This is a genomic window from Neptuniibacter sp. 2_MG-2023, from assembly GCF_030547495.1.
In the GTDB taxonomy this organism is placed as follows: domain Bacteria; phylum Pseudomonadota; class Gammaproteobacteria; order Pseudomonadales; family Balneatricaceae; genus Neptuniibacter.
Map to the genome: position 1 here is coordinate 47505 of NZ_JAUOQC010000014.1, position 17246 is coordinate 64750.

The 17246-nt window shown below is 42.4% G+C and carries 17 protein-coding genes; 7 read left to right on the top strand and 10 right to left on the bottom strand.

From position 1 onward, the window contains the following. Positions 1–144: 144 nt before the first annotated feature. Entirely contained in the window at positions 145–942 is a 798-nt protein-coding gene (locus Q4486_RS13140; RefSeq protein ID WP_303418907.1) for a tetratricopeptide repeat protein, read from the bottom strand. Between the two features lie 388 nt (positions 943–1330). Then, the gene (gene gloA, locus Q4486_RS13145; RefSeq protein WP_067865885.1) at positions 1331–1723 is read right to left on the bottom strand and encodes a lactoylglutathione lyase; all 393 of its coding nucleotides are present in this window, start codon (positions 1721–1723) and stop codon (positions 1331–1333) included. Positions 1724–1897: 174 nt separating this feature from the next. On the opposite strand from gloA, the gene Q4486_RS13150 reads away from it, so the two are divergent. Together Q4486_RS13150 and fldB are read left to right on the top strand one after the other, a co-directional pair. Then, positions 1898–2221 carry a phasin family protein gene (locus Q4486_RS13150; protein WP_303519729.1) on the top strand — a complete coding sequence of 108 codons (324 nt, stop codon included), beginning with the start codon at positions 1898–1900 and terminating at the stop codon, positions 2219–2221. Positions 2222–2285: 64 nt separating this feature from the next. Next, the gene (gene fldB, locus Q4486_RS13155; protein ID WP_303418900.1) at positions 2286–2807 is read left to right on the top strand and encodes a flavodoxin FldB; all 522 of its coding nucleotides are present in this window, start codon (positions 2286–2288) and stop codon (positions 2805–2807) included. Between the two features lie 29 nt (positions 2808–2836). On the opposite strand, the gene nhaD is transcribed toward fldB, so the two are convergent. After that, entirely contained in the window at positions 2837–4288 is a 1452-nt protein-coding gene (gene nhaD / locus Q4486_RS13160; protein ID WP_303519730.1) for a sodium:proton antiporter NhaD, read from the bottom strand. A gap of 183 nt (positions 4289–4471) precedes the next feature. Between nhaD and prfB the strand changes: the two genes are divergently transcribed. The 4 genes from prfB to ung all read left to right on the top strand — a co-directional run bounded on the left by prfB (position 4472) and on the right by ung (position 8413). Beyond that, positions 4472–5566 (top strand): peptide chain release factor 2, encoded by a 1095-nt coding sequence (gene prfB, locus Q4486_RS13165; RefSeq protein ID WP_303418894.1) that lies wholly within the window; start codon positions 4472–4474, stop codon positions 5564–5566. A gap of 120 nt (positions 5567–5686) precedes the next feature. Next, complete coding sequence (gene lysS, locus Q4486_RS13170) at positions 5687–7189, top strand: lysine--tRNA ligase (protein WP_303418892.1); 1503 nt, start codon at positions 5687–5689, stop codon at positions 7187–7189. Positions 7190–7279: 90 nt separating this feature from the next. After that, positions 7280–7723, top strand: a complete 444-nt coding sequence (locus Q4486_RS13175) for a hypothetical protein (RefSeq protein WP_303418889.1) — start codon at positions 7280–7282, stop codon at positions 7721–7723. 6 nt (positions 7724–7729) lie between these two features. After that, positions 7730–8413 carry a uracil-DNA glycosylase gene (ung, locus tag Q4486_RS13180; RefSeq protein WP_303519731.1) on the top strand — a complete coding sequence of 228 codons (684 nt, stop codon included), beginning with the start codon at positions 7730–7732 and terminating at the stop codon, positions 8411–8413. Here the strand turns inward: ung and Q4486_RS13185 are convergent. The 6 genes from Q4486_RS13185 to rsgA form a co-directional block, all read right to left on the bottom strand. Then, positions 8382–9629: a GGDEF domain-containing protein gene (locus tag Q4486_RS13185; RefSeq protein ID WP_303519733.1), complete on the bottom strand. Its 1248-nt coding sequence runs from the start codon at positions 9627–9629 to the stop codon at positions 8382–8384. The two genes, ung and Q4486_RS13185, sit on opposite strands and share 32 nt — an antisense overlap. 95 nt (positions 9630–9724) lie before the next feature. After that, on the bottom strand, positions 9725–10741 hold the full coding sequence (locus Q4486_RS13190; protein WP_303519736.1) for a folate-binding protein YgfZ: 1017 nt from the start codon (positions 10739–10741) through the stop codon (positions 9725–9727). Positions 10742–10829: 88 nt separating this feature from the next. After that, entirely contained in the window at positions 10830–11717 is an 888-nt protein-coding gene (gene asd, locus Q4486_RS13195; RefSeq protein ID WP_303418879.1) for an archaetidylserine decarboxylase, read from the bottom strand. Further along, entirely contained in the window at positions 11717–12529 is an 813-nt protein-coding gene (locus Q4486_RS13200) for a sulfurtransferase (protein WP_303519738.1), read from the bottom strand. Before Q4486_RS13200 ends, asd begins: the two co-directional genes overlap by 1 nt. A 112-nt stretch (positions 12530–12641) precedes the next feature. Further along, a complete protein-coding gene (locus tag Q4486_RS13205; protein ID WP_303519740.1) occupies positions 12642–14258 on the bottom strand; it encodes an HDOD domain-containing protein in 1617 nt (538 codons plus the stop codon). A gap of 46 nt (positions 14259–14304) precedes the next feature. Beyond that, positions 14305–15333 carry a small ribosomal subunit biogenesis GTPase RsgA gene (gene rsgA / locus Q4486_RS13210; protein ID WP_303418871.1) on the bottom strand — a complete coding sequence of 343 codons (1029 nt, stop codon included), beginning with the start codon at positions 15331–15333 and terminating at the stop codon, positions 14305–14307. A gap of 171 nt (positions 15334–15504) precedes the next feature. Here rsgA and orn point away from each other — a divergent pair, with 171 nt between their 5' ends. Continuing rightward, entirely contained in the window at positions 15505–16047 is a 543-nt protein-coding gene (orn, locus tag Q4486_RS13215; RefSeq protein WP_303418868.1) for an oligoribonuclease, read from the top strand. 10 nt (positions 16048–16057) lie between these two features. On the opposite strand, the gene queG is transcribed toward orn, so the two are convergent. Next, positions 16058–17182 carry a tRNA epoxyqueuosine(34) reductase QueG gene (gene queG, locus Q4486_RS13220; protein ID WP_303519741.1) on the bottom strand — a complete coding sequence of 375 codons (1125 nt, stop codon included), beginning with the start codon at positions 17180–17182 and terminating at the stop codon, positions 16058–16060. Between the last annotated feature and the right edge of the window lie 64 nt (positions 17183–17246).

The window sequence follows — 17246 nt, forward strand, 5'->3', positions numbered from 1 at the left end:
GTGTTAGTTGATCATTATATCATCAATCAATAGTGATCTTGAATGAAATAAAATCAGCTTAGCGCTTCTTTAAAGTAAATAGGGTCTTATAAAATAATAAAGGCGATCATAAGATCGCCTTTATCGAATAAGTCGATATGAAGTTTATTTGCCGACGTACTCTTGGCGGTAAGTTGCCGCTAATTGTTTTGCATCGCTTAATTCACTTTCATTCAGCTTCATAACTAGGCGTTTCTCGATAGCCACCGCTGTGCGATTACCAAGCTCTGCTGCATTATGCATCCATGCGTAAGCTAAAACGTTAGTGTTCTGGTCAGCTTGTGCCCCATGATTATTGGAGTAAAGAGTACCTAAAAAGAACATTGCATCGGTGTGGCCTTGTTCTGCAGCTTTACGATACCAATGTTCAGCTTCGGCAAAGTCCTGCTCTACGCCCGTGCCAAAATTGTAGCAGCGTCCAATATTATGTTGTGCAGCAATTAAGCCTTGGTCAGCGGCTTGTTTATACCACTGAATTGCTAAATTTGGATCTCGTTTCATGCCGTAGCCAAATTCCGCCATCTCTCCTAGACGGTTTTGTGCTGTAGCATCTCCCGCTTCTGCAGCAGGTAGGACTGTAACCAGTTCTTTTTTGTATTCTTGGTTTTTTAAGGCTCGCAGGCTGTTAACGGAGCCCATATGACCTAAAGCTGCACCGCGGCTATAAAAACGGCGGGCTTTTTTAATGTCTTTATCAACGCCCCAGCCATTTTCATACATTTGGCCAACCATGTTCATAGCATCTTGGTTGCCTTCTTTAGCCAACGAATTCAGCTCATTAAACGCAGTAGTGTAATCTTTGTTGTCAAAAGCTATCGTGCCTTTGCCTAGATCAGCCGCTATTAGTTGGGTTGTGCTAATGCTTAGCATCAAACCTGCAGCTAAAAGGATTTGTTTCTTCATCGAGTATCGCTCACTTTAAATGTCGTTAGGATTCGAGAGAGGTGGGTAATTATAACCCTATTGAAGACAAATTTTCATATCTTATGAAGATAAAGGTGAATTTTATATGCAATTTATAAAATCGCGGCCCTTGTTGTTTAGTAGATTCTAATATACATCGTTGCTATTGTCCTGATAATGATCCACGTCTAAAAGTAAGGGTGTAATTACCGATGATTAAGGCTTTTCGGTATTTGAGGGGTGCTTAAATGCAGGTTTTGGTCCGTTAGGAGGAGTGTCAGTGAGGTGGGATTGCTCGGCGTTTCTTATCGGTGTAAAAGGTATTCTCTGCAGCGATAAGGCTGATCGCTGCAGAGTTGATGTTTTACATCTGTTTGGAGGGGGAGACTTAGTCGTTCCGTGTTTTGTCGAGTAGCTCAATCATGTAGCCATCGGGGTCTTTTGCGAAGGCAAGTATGGTTGTGCTGTTTTTCATAGGTCCAGCTTCACGAACGATCTCACCGCCCTTACTTTTTATTTTTTCGCAGGCTTTGTATACATCATCCACTTCAATCGCGATATGACCATAAGCATTACCTAAATCATAACTATCAGTGTCCCAATTATGAGTTAATTCTAATGCTGTGGTCTCAGATTCGTCACCGTAGCCTAAAAAGGTAAGGGAGAAACGACCTTCAGGGTAATCCTTGCTGCGTAAAAGCTGCATTCCTAATATATTGGTGTAGAAGTCTATTGATTTTTGTAAATCTGTGACACGTAACATAGTGTGTAATAGGCGCATTTTCTACATCCTTAATATTGTTATTTGGTATCATAAGGGCAAGATAAGCTTTGCCATTTCAATGATAGAGTGCTTTATTATAAGTGATTAAAGAAATAAATCATGCGTACATTATGTGAATTATAAACGGCGTTAAATTGTTGTGCTTCTGGCGGTAGGGTAGAGGAAGTTGTTATGTTCCAAGACATGAATAAGAAAATATCAGATTCAATAGAGCCTTTTAGAGAACTGGTTAATATACAAACGAAAATGTTGGAGGAGCTAACTCGGCAGCAGATGGCGTGTACTAAATCTTGTATTGAAGCCACTATACAGCAGACACAAGAGATGCAGAGATGCCAGTCGCCTACCGACCTTGTTGATCTTCAAAAGAGTTATGCACGAGATTTGGAAACAACAATTAAAAGCGCTAGTGATCAAAATTTGAAAGCTTTACAAGATGCAAGAATGGAAATTGAAGAGATTGCACATTCTGCTTTCGATGCTTTTAATAAGTAATTTGTTATCATTTATAAAAGCAGCCAAGGGCTGCTTTTTGTTTATTTGGGGTAAGGTATAAAGAATGGCAGCACCGATTGGTCTTTTTTATGGTTCGACAACGGGGAATACTGAAAGCGTTGCGGATCTTATCGCTGAAAATATAGGGTTTGATAAAATTGATCGGATCGATATTGCAGCGGATGGTTTAGACGGTCTCTCTGATTATCAATATCTTATTTTAGGCATCCCTACTTGGGATTTTGGGGAATTGCAGGAAGATTGGGCTGATTTGTGGGAGATTGTAGAAAACGCTAATGTTGCAGGTAAGACCTGCGCTGTATTTGGTTTGGGCGATCAAATTGGTTACGGCGAATGGTTTCTTGATGCGATGGGATTACTCCACGATCTTCTGAAAGCACAAGGTGCTGAGATGGTCGGGTACTGGCCTATTGAAGGCTATAGTTTTGATGCATCTAAAGCGTTAACTGAAGATGGTCGTCAGTTTGTTGGTTTGGCAATCGATGAAGATTGTCAGCATGGTGAGACCCTTGCACGGGTTGAGCAATGGTCACAACAGGTCCTCGCTGAGTTTGATATGCTTTGACGTTGATTGTTATGCGTTATGGATGCTTCCTATATTAACCCGCTAATATACAGGTGGGTTAATATACCAAAGCTATAACCGATCAATATTGCCCAACTCCACTTCAGATGGCTCATAAAAGTGTAAACCCCTTGAGCTTGTCCCATGAGCGCTATCCCTGCTGCTGAACCTACAGAAAGAAGTGAACCACCAATGCCAGCAGTCAGTGTGACGAGTAACCACTGCTGTACGTTCATATCGGGTTCCATGCTCAATACTGCAAACATAACAGGAATGTTATCTATCAATGCTGAGGCGACCCCTACGAGTATATTGGCCGTTGTGGCACCTAAGCCGTTATACATAAATTCAGATAGGAGTGTAAGGTAGCCTAACGTCGCGAGCCCGCCTACACAAAGTACGACGCCATAGAAAAACATAAGTGTATCCCATGAGGAGCGCTCAACAACTTTGAATATATTGAAACGGCGGATCACATCTGCGTTATCGCCTTTGCTCTGTTCGTGGCTTTGCATATTTTCGGCTTGAAAGTTGTGAATATGCCCTTGTTCTTGGACGATGGGGGCTTGTTTACTGATGTAGAAGCCAAATAATTTCAGTATCCCTAACCCAGTCATCATGCCGAGTACGGGAGGCAAGTGTAAAATGCTGTGCGACAGTACGGACAGAATAATTGTGAAGAGGAAAATAAAGATAATTGTAATAGCTCCTTTCTTCATATGAAGGAGGTTTGTTTCGCCGGATGGTGGCCCATCCTCAATCACTCTATTCATAATGAGTGCAGGTATAAACCAAGTAATTAATGCAGGGAAGAAAAGTAGTAAAAACTCCTCAAATTGAACCAGCCCCTTTTGCCAAACCATAAGTGTTGTAATATCACCGAACGGGCTGAATGCCCCTCCTGCATTGGCGGCAATAACAATATTGATACAACCGACAGTAACAAAATGATGGTATGAATTACCCACGGCTAGCACGACAGCCCCCATGAGTAATGCCGTTGAAAGGTTGTCAGCTATAGGTGAGATAAAAAATGCGAGTAGACCCGTAATCCAATAGATCTTTCTTAAGGAGAAGCTTTGCACAACAAGCCAAGATCGGAGGGCTGCGAACACTAAGCGCTCCTCCATTGTTGTGATAAATGTCATAGCGGCTAATAGAAATAGAAATAGCTCGGCATATTCGAGAATGTATTGCTTTACGGCTAATCCCGCTGTGAATTCGTCGCCACTAAGAGAGTAGGCGATACCTGTTAATAACCATATCAATCCTGCCGCCACCATAATCGGTTTTGATTTTCGAAGGTGGATAAACTCTTCACCGAGTACAAAAATATAACCGATAACAAAAATAATCAGTGCCAAAATACCAAAAATTGATCCGGTCATATCAGACAATATTAGGGGAGTGCCGCCTGTAGACGCATATAGATGGGGTGTAAAAATAAGTGTGCAGAGTAATAGGATGGTTTTACTAAGCATCTTTGATTCCGTAGTTACTGAATAAACTTATTCTAAATCTTTGTTTCTGTGTGATGCTAGTTTGAGTCGAGAATTTCATTTTAAAGGCAATTAAAGCGTAGATAGGGTCGAAATTGGTAGTGTTATACGCTTAATTTCGATAAAATACCGCACTTTTTCAAACGGCCGTCTACGATTTTTATCATGGAAATTAACCCGATTCTCAATGCCTTAAAAGATATTAGCGAACGCGCGAACGAATTGCGCGGTTTTCTTGATTATGAAGGTAAAAAAGAGCGCCTAGAAGAGGTGACTCGTGAGCTAGAAGATCCCGCTATTTGGGATAATCCAGAAAATGCTCAACAGCTTGGTAAAGAACGTTCAGCACTTGAGATGGTTGTTGAAACAATTGACGATCTGACTGCGGGTGTTGAAGATACCCGTGACCTGCTGGATATGGCCGTCGAAGAAGATGATGAAGATACGGTCGGTGAAGTCGAAAATGATGTGGCGGCCATGATGGAACGTCTACAGAAACTTGAATTTCGTCGTATGTTTTCTGGTGAAGCGGATCCTAATAATGCCTTTCTGGATATTCAGTCAGGTTCTGGTGGCACAGAAGCTCAAGACTGGGCTGAGATGATGTTGCGAATGTATCTTCGCTGGGGCGAAGATAAAGGCTTTAAAACTGAATTGTTAGAGTGCTCAGCGGGTGATGTGGCAGGGATTAAATCTGCTACGATTCGCTTTCAAGGTGAATATGCATTTGGTTGGCTTCGTACAGAAACGGGTGTACACCGTTTAGTACGTAAATCACCTTTTGATTCTGGTGGCCGCCGTCATACTTCCTTTTCTTCGGTATTTGTTTCGCCGGAGATTGACGATAACGTAGAGATCGATATTAACCCTGCTGATCTACGTGTTGATGTTTACCGTGCCTCGGGTGCAGGTGGACAGCATGTAAACAGAACGGAATCTGCTGTACGTATTACCCATGAACCATCAGGTATTGTTGTGCAGAGTCAGAGCCAGCGTTCACAGCACCAGAACAAAGATACTTGTATGAAGCAGCTGCGTGCAAAACTCTATGAGATGGAGATGTTAAAACGCAGTGAAGCAGCGCAAGAATTAGAAGACTCAAAAGCGGATATTGGCTGGGGTAGCCAGATTCGTTCTTACGTTTTAGATGATCAGCGTATCAAGGATCTACGTACCAATGTGCAGAGTTCCAACTGTGACAAGGTACTGGATGGCGATCTAGATCTATTTATTGAAGCGAGTTTAAAAGCTGGTTTGTAAACAGATCTCTTGAGGTTATAGCGTTTGTTACAGGGATAGGTTTTGCGCCTTAAACTGTAACCGCTAAGTTCTTCCTTTCGGGTAGGGCTATTAGTTAACAAATTTAAAGGTTTACCACCGATGTCTGACAATAATCAGAAGCAAGATGAGAACCGCCTGATTGCAGAGCGCCGAGAAAAACTAAATGCGCTTCGTGAAGAGGGGAATGCATTTCCAAATAACTTCCGTCGTGATTCTTACGCTCAGGATTTGCAAGATCAGTATGGCGATAAGACTAAGGAAGAGCTAGAAGAAGCAGCGATTACCGTTAGTATTGCTGGTCGTGTAATGCTTAATCGTGGCGCATTTGGCGTGATTCAAGATATGACTGGCCGTGTGCAGTTTTATGTCAATAAAGAAGCGCGTAAGTTTGCTAAGCGTTTAGATCTTGGTGATATTATTGGTGTTACGGGTGTACTACATAAGTCAGGTAAAGGTGATCTTTATGTAGATATGGGTGAATACCAGTTATTAACTAAAAACCTACGTCCGCTACCGGATAAACATAAAGGTTTGCAGGATACCGAAATTCGTTACCGTCAGCGTTATGTTGATCTGATTACTAATCAAGATTCACGTAACGTGTTTGAAATGCGTTCTAAAATTGTATCCGGTATTCGTAACTTCCTTACCGAACGTCGTTTTATTGAAGCAGAAACACCAATGCTTCAGGTTATTCCAGGTGGAGCGACGGCACGCCCATTTATTACCCACCATAACGCGTTAGATCGTGATATGTATCTTCGTATTGCGCCTGAGCTTTATTTGAAACGTTTGGTTGTGGGCGGTTTTGAGCGTGTTTTTGAGATCAACCGTAACTTCCGTAACGAAGGTCTATCAACGCGTCATAACCCAGAATTCACTATGATTGAGTTCTATCAGGCTTATGCCGACTATCATGATCTGATGGACCTAACCGAAAATATGCTGCGCACTGTGGCACAAGAGGTGTTAGGTACAACAACAATCATCAATACGGTTCGTAATGATGAAGGTGAAGTCCTTGAAACCTTTGAATACGATATGGCTAAGCCGTTTCAGCGTTTAAGTGTGTTTGATTCTATCTTGCATTTTAATGAAGATATTACTGCTGAAGCTTTGGCTGATGATCATGCAGCGCGTCAAATAGCTGAGCGTTTAGATATTGCAGTTAAAGATAGTTGGGGCTTAGGTAAAGTTCAGATCGAAATCTTTGAGAAAACGGTTGAACATCGCCTTCAGCAACCGACCTTTATTACTGAATACCCAACTGAGGTCTCACCGCTTGCGCGTCGTAGCGATGATAACCCATTTGTAACAGATCGCTTTGAGTTCTTTGTTGCCGGCCGTGAGCTTGCTAATGGTTTCTCCGAGTTAAATGACTCAGAAGATCAAGCAGAGCGCTTTAGTGCTCAAGTGGCAGAAAAAGATGCAGGTGATGATGAAGCAATGCATTATGATGATGACTACATCAATGCTTTAGAATATGGCTTACCACCGACTGCGGGGGAAGGTATTGGTATTGACCGTTTGGTCATGCTATTTACTGATTCGCCTTCAATTCGCGATGTGATTCTGTTTCCGGCCATGCGCCCACGGACATAATTTAAAGTCTGTTATTTAAAAGATTAAAAAGCCCTCGTTGAGGGCTTTTTTGTGGTTGTTTGCCGCCTTTTGTTTTATTTAATGAGGGATATGATGGCTTGGCTCTTTCCTATAAAAAAACGGATCATCCCTGGAAAACGCTGGATAAGTATTCTTAGCCGTACTTTGCATCTGGTTGGTGTTTGTGGATTGGCGGGCGCTTATTTGTATCATCAGCCTATAGAGTCTTGGCAGTTGTTTCTCTATCTCACCGTTGTGAGTGGTCTGGTGATGAGCGGTTTGGAGATTTATACCGATGGCATCTGGCTTTTACAGCTTAGGGGTACGGCTATAGGTATTAAGCTGTTTTTGCTATCTACGATGATTTGGTGGTTTGAACAGCCGAATTCTAGTATATATTTTTTGGTCATTATTATTTCTGGTGTAGTATCCCATGCGCCCGGTAAAGTCAGGTATTTTTCGGTTTGGCATGGCCGTGTGGTTATGGATTCGTCTATGCGTAAAGGTAAGCAACTTACAGATTGTGGGGGATAGGTGGTTATGGTCTTAGAGCGTGCAAAAAGCTGGCAGAATGTATTGTCTGATGAGTTCGATCAGCCCTATATGCAGAAGTTGAAACAGTTTTTACAAGAGCAGAAAGACCTGCATAAGGTGATCTATCCCCATTCGTCTAATTGGTTCCATGCTTTGGAATCAACGCCGCTTGATGATGTGAAAGTCGTTATTTTAGGGCAGGACCCTTACCATCAGCCTGGACAGGCCCATGGTTTGTGTTTTTCCGTACAGCCGGGGGTGAAAATACCTCCCTCATTGGTAAATATTTATAAAGAGTTAAAGAGCGATTTGGGTGTTGAGCCTGTTTCCCATGGCTATCTAGAAAATTGGGCTAAGCAGGGTGTTCTGTTGCTGAATAGTGTGCTGACGGTAGAGCAGGGTGCAGCCGGTTCTCATCAAGGCAAGGGCTGGGAGCATTTCACTGATAAAATCATCCAAGTTATCAATGATAGATGTGAACATGTTGTTTTTCTTTTGTGGGGAAGTTATGCGCAAAAGAAGGGGGGCTGTATTGATACAGATCGACATTTAGTGCTTAAGGCGCCGCATCCATCGCCGCTCTCTTCTTACCGAGGTTTTTTTGGTTGCAGGCACTTTAGTCAAGCGAATGAATATCTTAGGCTGCATAAGCGTTCGATTATAACCTGGCAGCTCCCGCCTCAGGTTTAGTAATCTCAAGTGCTAACTCTTCTTGGTAGCTGTTTGTCTCACTGTAGTAATGATGCTGCCCGCGGCCATTTTTCTTGCTGTCATACATGGCAATGTCAGCATAATGAACTAGGGTTTCAAAATCAGTGGAGTTTGTTGGAGCGACGGCGGATCCTGCACTATATCTAACATGTATATCTACTGGTGTTGTTAAAATCGGTTGTAATAATTGCTGTTGCACACGTGAAATTATGCGATTTAGTGATTCGTGAAGCTGAGTTTCACTGTCTGCTTCGATAAGAAGAATAAATTCATCGCCCGCTAAGCGAGATAAAATATCTCCCTCTCTTAATTGAGCTTTGATGGCCTTAGTAAAGTTAACAAGAACTTTATCGCCTACATTGTGACCAAACTGATCGTTAATCGGTTTGAAAAAGTCTAAATCTATGAAGGTTACGGAGAGCCATTTATCCCCTCTGTTTACTTTGCTAAGCGCTTGATTAGCAAATGTTTCTAGCATTTTTCTATTAGGGATTCCCGTCAGTTGGTCTGTATGGGCAAGGGTTTTTAACTGGGTATATTGTTCTGATATCTGATTATGGGCGGAGGATAATTGTTTGAGATAACGTGTTCTGTTATCGGTAAAGCGCCAAACTGAATAAGCAGAAATAAAGCACATAGTGCATATCGCAATAAATAACATAAATAAAAGTGCATTTTGTGAATGGTTTTCAGATGCGATATGTTGTTTTAATTCGATTTCAAGCAGGTCTGCGTCTTCCATAATCTGAATAAATAGAGCATCGAATTGCTGATCTGATTTTGAATTTTTGTCAGGAAATTGGTAGCGAACGGTTGTTGTATTATGAAATTTTTGTAAAGAGTAGAGTAGCTTATTAACTTTGGCTCTTAGCTCTGTATTTTTTAGTGGGTAATAGGTGCCTTGATCATTTTTGCCACCATCGAGTATGGCTGTGGCATACCACTTAGCCATAGTGATGTGATGATAGACTGAGTCGATGGAGCGAACGCTATCACCTGATAGAATCTCTTCGAACCAAAGGTGGGCTAGGGCGGTTTCTAGTTTTATTTCAATGGAGGCATCAACCCAAGGAACATATTTTTGGCTGGTGCTTTTTGAGATGACATGAATATAGAGAAGCAGCAGAATACTAAGTATCGCGGTCATACCGATAAGTAGTAATGGTATGGTCGGGGTGTTCGTTGTACGCTTCATCCCCGCGCATCTCCCTTTGCGTTGTTTAATCCCATGCTGAGAAGTGTCTCGCTATTTGACGGCAAGGTCAACTGTTGGTATTTAATTGAGCACTTTTATTTGGGGAGAAAAAGCTTGGGATCTAATGTGTAAGGGAGTGTTTTTAACTCTACTGCTTGGTTGTGCAGTGATAAAGCGCTCTCTTCAGCTAAACTTTTCACGATAACGGCTAATATTCTGTATCTATTTTCACCGCATTGAGCGGAAAGTACAACGCGTCCCGCATTAGGTTTATTGGGCGCTGAGATTGATTCTCCTACTTGCGGCTCTTGATCAGTCGATACTTCTGCAAGATACATAGGCTTTTTTAGCTGTCCGCGATGTTGTAGGCGAGTAATGATCTCTTGGCCTGTATAGCAGCCTTTAGTGAAGCTAATCCCAGCGAAAACTTGGAAATTTGTCATTTGAGGAATAAAGGCTTCTTGGGTTTCAGCTCTAAGATCAGGGATACCAGCATCTATCTCACTGAGGATCCAGTCATTAGTTGAGCCAATCCCAACCTCTTCCGGTAACTGACGTACTATCTCTGTTACTGCATCATCGTCCATCCATATTTCAAAACGATCTCCAGGAACACGTACAATAAGGCCGTTACTTAATGAGATGATACTATTTGTTTCACTTGGGCTATTTCCAAACCAGCGTTCTATGAGTGTTTGAGCGCCTGGGCCGACTAAGCCTATTCCTGAGATTGTATGACTAATTTCTTGAGCTTCAGCTTTGGAAAAAATCATATATTTTTTCAGGTTCGCCGTCGCGCTTTCAAAAATATCCTGGCTCATACGTAGCCAGGCTTCTTCACTGCCTGCTTTAAGTAGACGAAATAGGCTTAACATATGCCCTTTGATGTTGCAGTGTGAGCCTAGTGAGCTGCCTGTCTTGAAAGCGTTGTTAACGTCACAGCTCAGTTGCCCTTGTAAGAATTTTTCAGTCTCAGGACCTTTAATGGAAAGGACGCGTTGGTGGATAAGAGGAACAACCTGCGTTTTTTTACCGCTACTACTTAATACGCGAGTTTTATCGGCGTTAAGTTGAATCTTTTTCTCTTCAAGTAAGGTTAGTAGGTTGTTCATTGTAACTCTTATACCTGTAGGTAATCGTTTAAGGTGCTCAGTCTACGCCAAAAAATAGTTGAGAACAGCAGACATATTTTAAGGTTATTTAATTCAGATTCTTTGATTCGCTGTTTTGTGAACCTATAGCTTCGCCCAGCTTTATGGGGCTGTTTGCATCTAAACCTGTTTGCCAGCTGATTTTGTCTTTACCGAATAATAATATAACCGTTGAACCTAGTTTAAAACGGCCCATTTCTGCGCCTTTCTCAAGCTTGATAGGTGGGATTGTTTCATTCTTGAATGATCTGTGTTCAGGCGCTTTTAGGCGGGGTGCTTCTTGGCCTGACCATACCGTCTCTATTCCAGCTACAATCATTGCACCTACTAATACCATTGCCATAGGGCCATGTTCGGTCTCAAAATGAGCAATCAGCCTTTCGTTGCGAGCAAATAGCTGTTCTACCCCTGCCGCCGTTGTTTGGTTTACTGAGAATAGATCACCAGGGACATAGGTTGTGTGGGTTAGTGTGCCAGCAATAGGCATGTGTACACGGTGGTAGTCCCGTGGAGAGAGGTAAATAGTGGCAAACTCGCCATCGATAAAAGGAGCGGCTATCTCGTGGTCACCACCTAAAAGGGTGGTTAAGCCGTAAGCGTGTCCTTTAGCTTGAAAGATTCGTCCATGTTCGATTTTACCTAATTGGCTAAATGCGCCATCGGCAGGACTTGTAATAACCCCCGGTGTTTGGTCAATAGGTCGAACATCATCTTTTAACGCTCGGGTAAAGAAAGCGTTAAAACTAGGGTAGTTTGTGGCAATCTCTTCCTGAGCTTCCGTCATATTGATCTGGTAGTTATTACAAAACCACTTTATAAAGCTGTTTTTTATCCAAGGGGTTGTACTGTCAGCGATTTTTCCGACCAGCCTAGATAAAAGGTGCTGAGGTACAATATGCTGAAAAAGAATAAACAGCGTCTCTTTTAGCTTTTTCATTATTTCTCCACAGGTGTTTCAGGTAGATTGCCCCATTCAAACCATGAGCCATCGTAGCAGCGAACATCGTTGAAACCTAAGTAGCGTGCCACGAAATAGGTTAAGCCAGAGCGGCGATGTGTTTGGCAGTGTGTAATGATTGTTTTCTCTGGGGTTATGCCCTGTTCTTTAAGTGCAGATAATAATGTATTAGCCGATTTAATCCGAAGATTATCTTCGCTAATAAGGCAATCTGTCCATTCAAAGTGGTGTGCTCCTGGAATATGCCCTCCTTTTGCGGCATTGATCACCTTTTCACCAGTATATTCTGGGTAACTTCGGGCATCCCATATAGCTAGATTCGGGTCTTGTAGATGTTGGGTTATAAACTCGACGTCAGCGATTAGTTTTGGGTTGATACTAATTTTGTAAGTAGATGCTTTTGCTTGATTTGCTGTTGTTTCAAGCGGAAATGCTTCTGTTGTCCAGCTTGTTATCTGCCCATTAAGCATTGAGCAGTTGTTGTGGCCAATAACATTTAAACTCCATATGAATCTGCCTGCCAAAGCTCCTTTCTGATCGTCATATGCGACTACAAGGCTTTTCTCTGTTAAGCCTATTGCCTTACATAATTGTTGGAGTTGGTCGTTAGATGGCAGCTTGTTCGGAACGGGAGGCTGTCCAGAGAGTAAAGAGGAGGGTGATAGATTAATAGCGTTTGGAATGTGCCCTTTTAAATAATTCTCTTCACTAGAGAGATCGACAATTAATAGATCTGGATTATTGAGGTGTTGATGTAGTTCAGAAGCCTCAATCAATAGGGGCAGTGTCATTGTGGTCGCTCCAAAAACTGATTAGAAAAAAGGATAATACTGGGTTGGTTTAGCGCTGGAAAGCGGGTTATATGGATATTTATAACAAACCAACCTGATGTAATTATTGAAATTAGGTTTTTATTTTTTGTAAGTTGGCGGTTGCCGCAGAGCATAAGTGTTTGAATAGCTCATAATGAAATTCAGATATTTCGGTGCCTGCCATATCATAATCTGCATGGATAATAGCGAGTGGTGCTTTGTTGGAGAATATGGACATGAGCAAGAAACCGTTGGGACTTCCCCAGTTGTGATAAGTTTCCGGTAGCATCGGCAGCAGCTGTTCTTTGTTGGTTGGCTTTATCCAGATGCAGGCAGGCTTATCTCTTAGCTTTTTAAAAAGACTCGGGACTTCAAGATCATATTTAAAGTTATGGATAGGGTGCTCATCGGTAAAGCCAACGCTAAGTGCTGTCTTGAGAGAGTGAGTTCTATGGTTTATGAGTAATAGAGCCACACGATTAAATCCTAGCCCTTTGCTTAACCCCTGAGTAAGTGCGCGTAGAATGTGCTTAGGTTGAGTATAGGCATCGTACCCTTTTGAAAACCGTTCAGATATTTGGTCATAAAGAAATTTGTCTAAAAATTCGGGTTTTGTTGTTGTGTTAGGTACTGAAGTGTTGAGTTTTTTGGGAAGGGAAGGCTCGATAATAGTGGGGCTGGTGGTTGGCATTAAACTACAAAGTAGCTTTTCTTCTTTAGACGATATGTGGTAGTTGATCGTTTCGTTTGATGGAAGTAATAGCATCTCTGCAGCGAGAGCCATAGTACCTGCTACATGGAATGTGCGTGATGAATGGGCGCAGGTAATATGTAAACTATTGATCGTTTCTGCAATTTCAGCTTTTAAATAATCATTAATAATGTCGATTATTTTCATTGATTTGGTGCTGTTCCAGCCGAAACTTGTCGTTAATGCTATCCAGTTGGATAGTTTTACAGGGAAAAACTTCTCTTGTACTAGATGGTTGATTTCGCGAAGGCTCTCTGCGCTTAAACGTGGATCGCCTAATGCTCTTTGATGGAGTTGTGCCAAGGTTTTCTTATTGGGTGACGTTTCATGCTCTAAGCTGGTGACAGCTAATTCTGAAATCCCCCAGCTCTCAATGAGACCGCGGGATATCTCTTGCACAGTGCAGCCGAGAATGTCGGTTTCAGCCAAGACTACGTCAATCTGTTCCTCTCGTATCTTTATCTGAATTTGGCTCATATGTAAGGCAGCATGTTGCCAGAGAAACCAATGCCCTACGCCATAAAAGAGAGAAGCCAGATAGGTTTCTTCTGCAAACAATGTACTTTTCCGCGCTAACCAAGCTTGAGCTTGAGAGGCTGCATGGTGGCTAACAGATATGTAACGGAAGTACATTTTTTGCGCCACGCTTGAAGGATTTAGCCTTAGCGGGGTGATTGTTTCGGAAACCGTTGAAATATTGTCGAGCCCCAATGAGTTAATCGCATGGTCAAGGCTCGTGACTTTTGAGTCGACCTTATCATGGAGTTCAGCGGCTTTGCGTACCATGTGTAAAGAGAGGACAGGGTCTGACTTTATTATTTTTTTTAGGTCTTGTAAGGGGGCTGAAGCATCACATAATTTGCGTTTTAGTCGGCGAAGTACACTGTTTCTTACAGGCAAAGGACGGTCTTTTAGGTAGCTAACCCAAGACTCTGCACCGTATGGAGAATTCGACATTTATACTACGCCTTTGTTCGCTGATTATTTATAATTCTAACTGCATTTAACTGTTTTGCTCCTCAATAGAGCAAAGAATATATTTGTAACTTTTCCAGCGTTGCTCGCTAATTGTGCCATCTTCGACCGCACTTTTCAGCGCACACCCAGGTTCTTTTTCGTGATTACAATCACGGAATTTACATAGACCTGCAAGTGGTTTTAACTCCCTGAAGCCACTTATAACGTCATCTAACTCAATGTGCCATAAACCAAATTCCCTGATGCCTGGGGAATCTATTAGGTCGCCACCATCGGGAAAGTGAAATAAGCGGGCGGTGGTTGTCGTGTGTCGACCTTTTTTGGTTTGTTCTGATAGATCGCCGACTTTTAGGTCTATACCGGGTAGGAGTGCGTTAATTAGTGAGGATTTACCTACACCTGACTGGCCCACGAATACACTGATTCTCTGGTCAAGTTTAGCTTTAAGTTCTGCAAGCCCTTGCTCTTTTGAGGTGGACGCAAGTAATACTTCGTAGCCTATATCTCGGTAGCGTTGCAGCATAGCTTCAATTTTATCTCGATTTTCAGTATTAAGAAGATCGGTTTTATTAAGCAAGATAACCGGTTCTATACCACTTAATTCTGCGGCAACGAGGTAGCGATCAATTAAATTTGCATGGGGCGTTGGCTCTACGGCTACAGTAATAACGATAAAATCAATATTTGCGGCTACAGGCTTCATCTCTCCGTATGGGTTAGGACGAAGTAGTTCGCTCTTTCTCTCTAGTTTGGCAACGACGACTCCGGTATCTTTACCTTGACGCCAGATAACGCGATCGCCAGTAACGAGCTGGCCTAAATTTGTACGCATATGGCAGCGGATTATGTCGCCCTTATGCTCACCTTCAGACGCTTCTACATCTACAGTACGGCCAAAGTGGGAAATAATAAGCCCATGTTGTTCTGGGCCTAGCTCGCTACTATCGAGCTGTTGCTCAATTGTGGAGTCTTTTTTGGACGCACGAGCAGTACGTTCGTCTTGGATCTTTTGAATGCGCCAGCTTTGACGGCGGGTAAGTTTACGTTTTGTCATAGGCTGTTAGTGACACGCCTTTAGTTGCTGTATGTTCTTAAAGAGTAGCGGCTGAATCACTAAATATCCCCGATTTTATGATTTTAATAGAATAATAAGGCCTGTTTACCTGCCCAAGGTAAGGTATTCTAAGGGAAAGTGCAGTGCCTGCGTCAACTTTGGAGGTTTTTAATGGAAAATAAGGGCAATTTGATCTGGATTGATCTAGAAATGACCGGTTTGGATCCTAAAAATGATGTAATTATTGAAATTGCGACTGTAGTGACGGATTCAGATCTGAATATTTTGGCTGAAGGTCCTATGCTGGCTATTCATCAAAGTGATCAACTATTAGATGGTATGGATGAGTGGTGCACTAATCAGCATGGTAAGTCTGGATTAACCCAGAGAGTAAAAGATAGCTCTGTCACTGAGGCTCAGGCTGAACAAGAAACTATTGCATTCTTGAAGCAGTATGTGGCTGCGGGTGAGTCTCCCATGTGCGGTAATAGTATAGGTCAGGATCGCCGTTTCCTTGATAAATATATGCCTGAATTAGAGGCTTTTTTCCATTACCGTAATTTGGATGTCAGCTCGCTGAAAGAGTTAGCTAAACGCTGGAAACCTGAAGTTGCTGCTGGTGTTGTTAAAAAAGGCTCTCACTTAGCTTTAGACGATATTCGTGATTCTATTGATGAGCTGAAGTATTACCGAGAGCACTTTATTAAGCTGTAAATTTATTTTCTTAGAATTTGATCTTATTTCGACGGGAGTGGGTGTGGATTGGCAATGCCCCTTCAGTCCTTTTAGTCGCTAACCTGTTGAGAGCCCATAAGCTATGTTCTTGTACGATCTCTGAACTATGGGATAGCTTTGCTTTCAGTGCGTTAATAACATTCTCCCCGCCATCACTATTACCTAAAGCAACAGCAATGTTTCTTAGCCAGCCAATATGGCCTGTTCGACGGATAGCGGAGCCTTCAGTTTTTTTCAGGAATGTGGGTTCATCCCAGTTGAAGAGCTCAATTAATTCGCTTTTGTCTAACTTTTGTCGAGGATGGAAGTCTTGTTCGTGAGTGAAATCGGCAAATCGATTCCAAGGACAGATCAATTGACAATCATCACAACCAAAGATGCGATTACCCATTTTGGGGCGGAGTTCTTCTGGAATAGATCCGCTTAGCTCAATTGTTAAATAAGAGATGCATTTTCGTGCGTCAAGCAGATGCGGTTGGGGAAAGGCTTGTGTTGGGCATACATCTAAACAAGCCGTGCATTTCCCGCAATGCTCTTCCGTACTGGGTTGATCTATAGGAAGAGGAAGATCGATCAGAAGTTCGCCCAAGAAAAACATGGAACCCGCTTCGCGGTTAAGGATAAGTGTATGTTTTCCACGCCAGCCGAGACCCGCTTTCTCAGCTAAAGGGCGTTCCAATAGAGGGGCGCTGTCAACAAAGGCTCGAAAGACTGTTTCACCTACTTCATCATCTATTTTTTTACCAAGCTGAGTTAGACGCTTACGAATGAGCTTGTGATAGTCTCGACCTAAAGTGTAACGAGAGATATAAGCATGTTTACCATCATCAAGCAGGTCTACGGCTGCAGTATCAGGTGGAAGGTAATCCATGCGTACGCAGATAATGCGTTGCGTTCCAGGGAGTAAACTATCAGCTGAGAATCGTTTGTCTAAATGATTGTTGAGGTACCCCATCTCACCGTGATATCCCGCTTCGATCCACTGTTCATAATGGGCTCTTTCCGCACTCAGATCGCAATCGGTAATACCGCATTGTTGGAAACCTAGCTCTTTTGCCCAGCTTTTTATCTTCTGTGCGAGCGTTGCTAGTGTATGTGATGGTTTATCTGGCATATATTCAGGCTTGCCCTTTACGGGGAAGATTCCTCATAATGTTCTAAAAACATAACGTTACATA

What these genes read in the sequence shown, in the direction of transcription:
- Q4486_RS13140 (WP_303418907.1), bottom strand. Translation starts at nt 942, where the DNA reads ATGAAGAAACAAATCCTTTTAGCTGCAGGTTTGATGCTAAGCATTAGC.
- gloA (WP_067865885.1), bottom strand. Translation starts at nt 1,723, where the DNA reads ATGCGCCTATTACACACTATGTTACGTGTCACAGATTTACAAAAATCA.
- Q4486_RS13150 (WP_303519729.1), top strand. Translation starts at nt 1,898, where the DNA reads ATGTTCCAAGACATGAATAAGAAAATATCAGATTCAATAGAGCCTTTT.
- fldB (WP_303418900.1), top strand. Translation starts at nt 2,286, where the DNA reads ATGGCAGCACCGATTGGTCTTTTTTATGGTTCGACAACGGGGAATACT.
- nhaD (WP_303519730.1), bottom strand. Translation starts at nt 4,288, where the DNA reads ATGCTTAGTAAAACCATCCTATTACTCTGCACACTTATTTTTACACCC.
- prfB (WP_303418894.1), top strand. Translation starts at nt 4,472, where the DNA reads ATGGAAATTAACCCGATTCTCAATGCCTTAAAAGATATTAGCGAACGC.
- lysS (WP_303418892.1), top strand. Translation starts at nt 5,687, where the DNA reads ATGTCTGACAATAATCAGAAGCAAGATGAGAACCGCCTGATTGCAGAG.
- Q4486_RS13175 (WP_303418889.1), top strand. Translation starts at nt 7,280, where the DNA reads ATGATGGCTTGGCTCTTTCCTATAAAAAAACGGATCATCCCTGGAAAA.
- ung (WP_303519731.1), top strand. Translation starts at nt 7,730, where the DNA reads ATGGTCTTAGAGCGTGCAAAAAGCTGGCAGAATGTATTGTCTGATGAG.
- Q4486_RS13185 (WP_303519733.1), bottom strand. Translation starts at nt 9,629, where the DNA reads ATGAAGCGTACAACGAACACCCCGACCATACCATTACTACTTATCGGT.
- Q4486_RS13190 (WP_303519736.1), bottom strand. Translation starts at nt 10,741, where the DNA reads ATGAACAACCTACTAACCTTACTTGAAGAGAAAAAGATTCAACTTAAC.
- asd (WP_303418879.1), bottom strand. Translation starts at nt 11,717, where the DNA reads ATGAAAAAGCTAAAAGAGACGCTGTTTATTCTTTTTCAGCATATTGTA.
- Q4486_RS13200 (WP_303519738.1), bottom strand. Translation starts at nt 12,529, where the DNA reads ATGACACTGCCCCTATTGATTGAGGCTTCTGAACTACATCAACACCTC.
- Q4486_RS13205 (WP_303519740.1), bottom strand. Translation starts at nt 14,258, where the DNA reads ATGTCGAATTCTCCATACGGTGCAGAGTCTTGGGTTAGCTACCTAAAA.
- rsgA (WP_303418871.1), bottom strand. Translation starts at nt 15,333, where the DNA reads ATGACAAAACGTAAACTTACCCGCCGTCAAAGCTGGCGCATTCAAAAG.
- orn (WP_303418868.1), top strand. Translation starts at nt 15,505, where the DNA reads ATGGAAAATAAGGGCAATTTGATCTGGATTGATCTAGAAATGACCGGT.
- queG (WP_303519741.1), bottom strand. Translation starts at nt 17,182, where the DNA reads ATGCCAGATAAACCATCACATACACTAGCAACGCTCGCACAGAAGATA.